The organism is Psychromonas sp. (genome assembly GCF_041586535.1).
Classification (GTDB): domain Bacteria; phylum Pseudomonadota; class Gammaproteobacteria; order Enterobacterales; family Psychromonadaceae; genus Psychromonas.
On the sequence record NZ_JBFGZY010000171.1, the window covers coordinates 1 to 7,829 of the forward strand.

At 44.0% G+C, this 7,829-nt stretch carries 7 protein-coding genes and 1 riboswitch; of the genes, 4 read left to right on the top strand and 3 right to left on the bottom strand.

What is annotated here, in order from left to right; genetic code table 11:
* Positions 1-234: 234 nt before the first annotated feature.
* The 3 genes from ABZA00_RS15495 to ABZA00_RS15505 form a co-directional block, all read right to left on the bottom strand.
* A complete protein-coding gene (locus tag ABZA00_RS15495; RefSeq protein ID WP_372883060.1) occupies positions 235-1,920 on the bottom strand; it encodes an alpha-glucosidase in 1,686 nt (561 codons plus the stop codon).
* A 292-nt stretch (positions 1,921-2,212) separates the two neighbouring features.
* The gene (locus tag ABZA00_RS15500) at positions 2,213-2,356 is read right to left on the bottom strand and encodes a hypothetical protein (RefSeq protein ID WP_372883061.1); all 144 of its coding nucleotides are present in this window, start codon (positions 2,354-2,356) and stop codon (positions 2,213-2,215) included.
* Between the two features lie 45 nt (positions 2,357-2,401).
* Positions 2,402-3,175, bottom strand: coding sequence for a TSUP family transporter (locus ABZA00_RS15505; protein WP_372883062.1), 774 nt, complete (start codon positions 3,173-3,175; stop codon positions 2,402-2,404).
* Positions 3,176-3,302: 127 nt separating this feature from the next.
* On the opposite strand from ABZA00_RS15505, the gene gcvA reads away from it, so the two are divergent.
* The 4 genes from gcvA (at position 3,303) to thiQ (ending at position 7,691) form a co-directional block, all read left to right on the top strand.
* Positions 3,303-4,190 (top strand): transcriptional regulator GcvA, encoded by an 888-nt coding sequence (gene gcvA, locus ABZA00_RS15510; protein WP_372883063.1) that lies wholly within the window; start codon positions 3,303-3,305, stop codon positions 4,188-4,190.
* Positions 4,191-4,235: 45 nt separating this feature from the next.
* A riboswitch (TPP riboswitch) is annotated at positions 4,236-4,323 on the top strand.
* Between the two features lie 56 nt (positions 4,324-4,379).
* Positions 4,380-5,366: a thiamine ABC transporter substrate binding subunit gene (gene thiB / locus ABZA00_RS15515; RefSeq protein ID WP_372883064.1), complete on the top strand. Its 987-nt coding sequence runs from the start codon at positions 4,380-4,382 to the stop codon at positions 5,364-5,366.
* A gap of 13 nt (positions 5,367-5,379) precedes the next feature.
* Positions 5,380-6,984: a thiamine/thiamine pyrophosphate ABC transporter permease ThiP gene (gene thiP / locus ABZA00_RS15520; RefSeq protein ID WP_372883065.1), complete on the top strand. Its 1,605-nt coding sequence runs from the start codon at positions 5,380-5,382 to the stop codon at positions 6,982-6,984.
* A 2-nt stretch (positions 6,985-6,986) separates the two neighbouring features.
* Complete coding sequence (thiQ, locus tag ABZA00_RS15525) at positions 6,987-7,691, top strand: thiamine ABC transporter ATP-binding protein (RefSeq protein ID WP_372883066.1); 705 nt, start codon at positions 6,987-6,989, stop codon at positions 7,689-7,691.
* The last annotated feature ends 138 nt before the right edge of the window (positions 7,692-7,829 follow it).

The following is a 7,829-nucleotide window of genomic DNA, read 5'->3' on the forward strand; positions in this document are numbered from 1 at the left end:
GCGAGCTCTGCGAGTCCTGTCCATCGCCGGTGTCTCGCACTAGCAATGCTGGCTAAAGCGCTATGAGCAGGTGAGCTCTGCAAAACCTCTTCCATCGCCAGCGGCTGCACAAACAAAGCAGGCTAAAGCCCGCGCCCCCTTGCCAATCGCAGCTATCAAATCCAGAAAATCCTCAGCAGGGATTTTTTCGTTTAAGCGCCTGATACGATAGTCAACTGTGATCACTGGATGATCTCAGAGACAACGGTAAATCCTGGTCTCGAAAGGGCGCAGCGAAAAAGCGGTTATCGGCCCATGCTCATTCACAGGATAGTTGCTTAGCAGTATATTTTTGCTATCCAGTACACACCTTTTATAGGAATACGTCGTACTTTCTACCGTCATATTGCATATGACTAATAGCTGCTGTTTATTCAGTGTACGAGTATAGGCATAAATCTGCTTATCTTGTTCCAGCAGTAAGTCATAATTACCATAAATAAGCGCCGGCTCAGCCTTGCGCAGGGCAATCAGTTTTCGGTAAAAATTGAAAATAGAATTTGAGTCTTGCAGTTGTTCAGCGACATTTATTTTTTGATAATTGGGGTTCACCTTAAGCCATGGCTGAGCTGTACTGAAACCGGCATTTTCGCTGTTCTCCCACTGCATAGGGGTACGTGAATTATCACGTCCGGTTTTTGCCAGAAGATGCAGAATTTCCTGCTCAGGCATGCCTTTCTCTCTCAGCTGTAGATACTGATTTTTCGCACTCACACAGTTAAAATCTTCAATGCAGGAAAACAGCGTATTGGTCATGCCGATCTCCTGCCCCTGATAAATAAACGGGGTGCCCTGCATCAAAAAGTACATTGCAGCTAGAGAGGTAGCACTTTCAGCCCAATATTGTTCAGTATTGCCCCATTTGGAAACAATTCGCGGCACATCATGGTTTTCCAGAAACAGTGCATTCCAGCCTATATTCTCCAGATCTTTCTGCCATAGGGTAAAGATTTTTTTAATTTTGACCAGATCCAGCGCTGCTTGTGGATTTTCGTTCCATAGCTTCACATGATCAAACTGAAAAATCATATTTAAGCGTTTTTTATTCTCGCCTACCCACTCTGCGGCCTGCTCAACGGAAACGCCGTTGGCCTCGCCTACGGTCATAATATCGTAGTGATTAAAGGTGTTGCTGCACATATCATCAAGGTAATCGAGCACCCCCTCGACATTCATCATTTTTCTCCAGCAGGGCACATTTTTTAGTCCTTTGGGATTGGGCATATCTTTAAAGCCTGGCTCTTTTTTCATATGACTGATCGCATCCAAACGGAAACCATCTATGCCCTTGTCCAGCCACCAGTTGATCATCCTATAAATAGCATCCCGCACCTCCTGATTTTCCCAGTTGAGATCCGGCTGTTTAGTGGAGAACAGATGCATATAATACTGCTCAGTGCCTTTATTATACTGCCAGGAAGATCCTTTAAAAATGCTCTCCCAATTATTCGGCGGCCTGTTATTTTTACCATCTTTCCAGATATACCAATCCCGTTTCGGGTTATCTTTTGCCGCGCTGGACTCGACAAACCAGGGATGTTCATCGGAAGTATGATTCACCACCAGATCCAGAATCAGTTTCATATCGCGGGCATGGATCTCCTGCAGTAGGCGGTCGAAGTCGGCCATAGTGCCAAACTCAGCCATGATCTCCTGATAATCACTGATATCGTAGCCATTGTCATCATTGGGTGATTTGTAGGTCGGGCAGATCCAGATGATATTAATACCCAGGAATTTAAGGTAATCCAGGCGCTCGCTGATCCCGTTTAGATCACCAATACCATCGCCGTTGGAGTCCATAAAACTGCGCGGATAAATTTGGTAAACAACCGCTTCTTTCCACCATTGCCGGGAGGCGTTATTATTTGTTTGTGGCATCGTATAAAACCTTATTACAATTAACGTGATGTAAAAATGGACAATTACCCTCCTGCTTATATTACACGTTATGCGTCTGAGGTGAAGGAGCCCTTTTAAGGGGAAGGTTACGGGCCGAGTAACAAAATTACAGAACTTAACTTTGCTTGATAGCAATGGCAAAGGGCTCATGGGCGCGAGGAGCTCGAACACTGCGTGTAATTGCTGAACAGACCGTTCTTGCAGCGAAGCATCAAGCCTCAATGACACGGATTCTGCGGTAAAGTTAATGATTACCCGCACTCGGTCATTGTCAAGGGCGCTGATAGGCAAACAGTTGTTTATGGGCAGCGAACAGCGGTTGATAATCACCATAGACCATCACGGCTGCAGTGCGTTTTTTATAAAGGTTAAGGCTTTCGATATCCTGATAATCAGCAATGGAATCAAACTGCACGTTGGTGATGCACCTCACCACCCACGGTTTAAACTATGCGTTGCTCTAGGAAAATAACAGGTATTGGCTAGACAGCAACTTTATGCTCATCAATACAGACATGGTCACAACCAGTGGCTTAATCAACTTACTGCCTTTGTTTATTAGTAACTTGGAGCCAAGCGTCGCGCCTATTGCCTGACCAACCAGCATAATCGCACCAAGCATCCAGATAACTTTACCGCCGAGTGCGAAGAAAATCAGCGATGCTATATTGGTTGAGAAATTCAGTACTTTGGCATGTGCGGTGGCCTTGGACAGCCCATAGCCAGATAATGATACAAATGCCAAGGCAAAAAAACTGCCTGTTCCCGGCCCAAAGAAACCATCGTATAAACCGACAGTTAATGCTGCAGTTAAAGCAAATAAACCCGGTGTCAGCAGTTGCTGGCGATCATCTTCACTGATCTTTTTAGAAAACAGAAAGTAAGCGCCAATCGCTAAGATTAAAAGCGGCAATAACCTCTCCAGTATTGTTGTATCGATTAACTGTACGGCAATCGTGCCCGCCGCAGCGCCTAAAAATGCACAACAGATGGCCAGTTTCATCTGTGAAATTTTGACCATTCCCTTACGGATAAAATAGTAGCTGGCAAAAAAACTGCCGCCACAGGCTTGCAGCTTATTGGTTGCCAGAGCTGCGGTTGGCGGAAGCCCCGCCCACATTAAAGCCGGAATAGTCAATAAACCACCTCCTCCTGCAATTGCATCGATAAAACCGGCTAACACAGCTGTCGCAAATAACAGGGTGATAATTTCATAGGAGAGTTCAATAGTCATAGGTGGCATTGCTCAGTTAGGTAAATAGAAAATGGCCATCATTAGACTTTCTTTGCAAAAATTGCGCAAACGAGTTATTTTCTTGATTGCGTGAGATATTCTCACATTAATTTATTTTGGGATTAATATGCGTTCTGATTTACCACCACTCAATTCCCTGCTGGCATTTGAATCTGCTGCCCGGCACTTAAGTTTTAGCAAAGCAGCAAACGAGCTGTTTGTGACTCATGGTGCAATCAGCAAACAGATAAAAGGGCTGGAAGAGTATTTATCGGTACCTTTATTTATACGTCAGCATAAAAAACTGTTGCTTAGCGACGACGGTGAGCGTTACCTGCCTAAAATATACAATGCCCTACAGGCAATAAGGCAGGCGAGTGATGAGATAAAGTCACAGAATATGCGTGATCAGGCATTGGCAATTAATGTTCTGCCCAGTCTGACTATGAACTGGCTGATACCGCGTATGGGGGAATTTAGGGAGCGTTATCCGCATCTTTATGTGGATCTTTCCATTGGTGATTTTAAGGTTGATTTTGATAAAAAGCATTATGATATTGCGATTAGGAGTGCGACCAGTGCGCCGACAGAGGCGAACTATATAAAATTGATGGATGAAGATCTCTGTCTGGTGTGTTCACCTAAGTTGAGCAAACAACTCAAAACAATAGCAGATATTAATCAGCTGACCTTATTAAAACATACGACTCGTCCTGAATTATGGCCATACTGGTCTAAGAAGGTAGGGGTTAACTTAACCGCACAAAACATATTCGGCGTTGAGCATTTTTATATGCTGAGTCAGGCCGCGGTTAACGGCATGGGGATAGCCCTTATCCCACGTTTTTTTATCGAAGATCAGTTGGCCGATGGCAGTTTGGTGATCCCCTTTAACCTCTCTTTTAAGAGCCCATATAGTTATTACGTACTTACCCCGAAATCGGCTAATCTATCGTTAAAAGCGCAGTTGTTTATCGATTGGCTGTTGGAACTATTTTCTTCCTATCGAAATTAGTTCCACTCTAACTATTAATACAACTCTCTTTTGAGTATACAATGATGGTTCTCAACGGGGTGCTTAGGCTGAGAATAAAACCCGTAGACCTGAACCAGATAATACTGGCGTAGGAATTGAGCTTATCAGTACCGTTGCAATGATATGCTCCCCAAATTTTCTGCTTTCACATTATAGATGGAGTGCATCGTGAAAAAGTATATTCCCTTGATTGTTATTTCTACCCTTATTTCCATGTCAGCAGCTGCTGAGAAGCTGGTTGTTTATACCTATGATTCCTTCGCTTCGGATTGGGGGCCAGGCCCTGGGGTTAAACAGGCTTTTGAAAAAAAATGCGCCTGTGATTTGGAATTTGTGGCATTGGATGATGGCGTGTCAGTTTTAAATAGGCTGCGCTTAGAAGGTAAAAACAGTAAAGCCGATATTGTATTGGGGCTGGATAATAACCTGATGGCTGAAGCTAAAAAGACCGGGTTATTAGCCGAGCATCAGGTCGATACTAGTCAGGTCAAACTGGCAGATGGCTGGTCTGACAGTACATTTGTACCTTTTGATTATGGTTATTTTGCTTTTGTATATAATAAAGAAACCTTACTTGAGCCGCCTAAAAGTCTGCGCGAGCTGGTTGAACAGCGCCAGGATATTAAAGTCATTTATCAGGATCCGCGTACTTCTACACCGGGGCAGGGGTTGATGTTATGGATGAAGTGGGTTTATGGGGATAAAGCTGATCGCGCCTGGCAGCAGCTTGCCAAAAAAACGGTCACAGTGACTAAAGGCTGGTCAGAGGCCTATAGTATGTTTTTAAAAGGGGAAGCAGATATGGTGCTTTCTTACTCCACTTCACCGGCTTATCATATTATTGCTGAAGGGGTTGATCAGTATGCCGCTGCCGATTTTTCAGAGGGACATTACACCCAGGTGGAAGTCGCTGCAAAAGTTAAAAGCAGCAAAAAGGCCAAACTTGCAGATCAGTTTATGGCATTTATTGTCAGTGATGAATTTCAATCTCTTATGCCGACCGGCAACTGGATGTATCCGGTGACCGATATCGCGCTGCCTGACGGTTTTAAAAACCTTAGCAAACCCAAGAATGCTTTTTCATTCACTGCCGAACAGGTCGACAGTAATCGAAAAGCATGGATAAGAGAGTGGCAGAGTGCATTGATTCAATAACGACCGTCTCTTTATGCGTTTTAAAAAGGTTAGCTTGCCCGGTTTAATCATTGCCGGGTTTATCTGTATTTTTGTCATTGCTGCTATTTCGGCTTTATTATTTTATGCGCCGGGTTTAAATCCTGCCGACCTTTGGCAGGATCCTTATTACCGTCATGTGACAAAATTCAGCTTTTATCAAGCATTTTTATCCACCATAATAAGTGTCGGCCTGGCTATTCCCGTCGCCCACGCACTCTCCCGGCGGGATTTTTTTCTTAAGCCTTTTTTACTTAAATTATTCGCCACAACCCTGGTTTTACCTGTGTTAGTCGGCGTTTTTGGCTTGTTATCTATTTATGGCAACAGTGGCCTGATCGCGCAATTATTATTGACTGTGGAGCAGGAGTTACCCTTCTCTATTTATGGTTTAAACGGCATCTTGCTCGCCCATGTTTTTTTTAACTTACCCTTTGCAACGCGCTTGTTACTACAATCTTTACAATCTATCCCCGTTGAGCATCACAAATTATCCACGCATCTTGGTATCAGCCATTGGAACAAATTTAAACTGGTTGAGTGGCCTTGTTTACGGCAGCAGCTGGCCCATGTCTGCGGGCTGGTTTTTATGCTTTGTTTTACCAGTTTTGCGACGGTAATGGCATTAGGCGGCGGGCCAAAAGCCACCACTATCGAACTGGCGATTTACCAGGCGATTAAGTTTGATTTTGATTTACAATCCGGGGCACTGCTGGCGTTATGGCAAATAGTGCTGTGCGGCACCCTGACCATAGTGATTCAGCGTTTTTCCCGGCTCATTCCGGTCACAGCAACTGCCAGCAAGGCGAATGTGTATCTATTCAGTGATAACAGAGCTGCTAAAATTTGGGACTTTGTCTGGATAAGTCTGGTGCTTGTGCTGGTCGTTCCGCCGTTAATGATGGTGGTGATCAATGGTCTGAATGCCGAGTTTATCAATATTGTCACTGCATCTGCATTCTGGGGGGCACTGGTTAATTCATTTTCTATTGCCATTTTTGCTGCTGTGATTGCTCTGTTTGCCGGCTTCTTTATGCTTATTACCAGTCGTTCCTGGCGATTAATCGGCCTGCATTTTAAAGCGGATAAGCTGGAGTTAGTGGCTACTATTATTTTGGTGACTCCGGGGCTGGTGATCAGCACCGGTCTTTTTCTGCTATTGCGGAATATAACTGATATATTCAATATGGCTATGGTGATTGTCATTGCAGTGAATGCGCTGATGGCATTACCTTATGTGATTAAAACACTTGCTCAGCCTATGCTGCAGACTGCTCAACAATATGACCAGTTATGTGCCAGTTTGGGTATGTTTGGATGGTCACGTTTTTACCTGATTGAGTGGCGCGCGATCAAGCGTCCCATAGTGCAGGCTTTTTCTATCAGCTTTGTGTTATCGATGGGAGACTTAAGTGCGATTGCCTTATTCGGCAGCCAGGATTTTAGAACCTTGCCTTTGTATCTATTACAATTACTTGGTAGTTATCAGATGGATGCCGCAGCGGTTGTATCTCTGTTTTTATTAGTGTTGAGTATTACTATTTTTAGTTGCATTGAAAATATCAGCAGTAACGCTTTAAAAAATAATGTTAGAGGATAAATATGATCCACTTTGACAAGGTTAAGTATCGCTATCAGCAGGACGAATTTAATTTTGATGTAGAAATCTTGCCGGGTGCTATTGTCGCTGTGCTGGGAGAGAGTGGGGCGGGTAAAAGTACCCTGTTAAATTTAGCTGCAGGTTTTATTCGACCGCTCAGTGGCGATATTCTTATTGCCGGAAAATCCGTCGTGGATAGTGAACCGCATCTTAGGCCGGTAGCGATGTTATTCCAGGAAAATAACCTGTTTGCGCATTTGACGGTGGCAGATAATATTGGTCTGGGATTACATCCCGGACTTAAATTAACCCCGCCAGAGCGTGAGCAGGTTCGCCTGATGGCCAGGCAGGTGGGGGTGGATAAACTGTTAACGCGTTTTCCCGAGCAGATATCCGGAGGGCAAAAACAGCGGGTCGCTCTGGCGCGCTGTTTTATACAAAATAAACCGCTGCTGTTACTCGACGAGCCTTTTTCAGCGCTGGATCCGGTTTTACGCGAAGAGATGTTAACCATAGTCCGGGAGTTATCTGCAACAAAAAAGGTGACCGTCTTAATGGTTACTCATCATCTTTCTGATGCTTTGAATATCGCGTCACACTATCTGTTTGTCGATAAAGGAGCAGTCACCACTGTTGAAAAGATCGCAGCACTGACAAAGTCCAATGAGCAGGAGAGTTTATATAAATTTGTACAGGCGGGCTTGTAATACCAAATCCGATAATTATCTATTCATTTATGCTTGTTAAAATGAATGCTAGCTAGACATAAAACTACGTTTTAGTCTTTGTTATTGATTTTGTAATTAGAACAACTAGTTACTGCAATCAATGCCTTGCTTTCATCC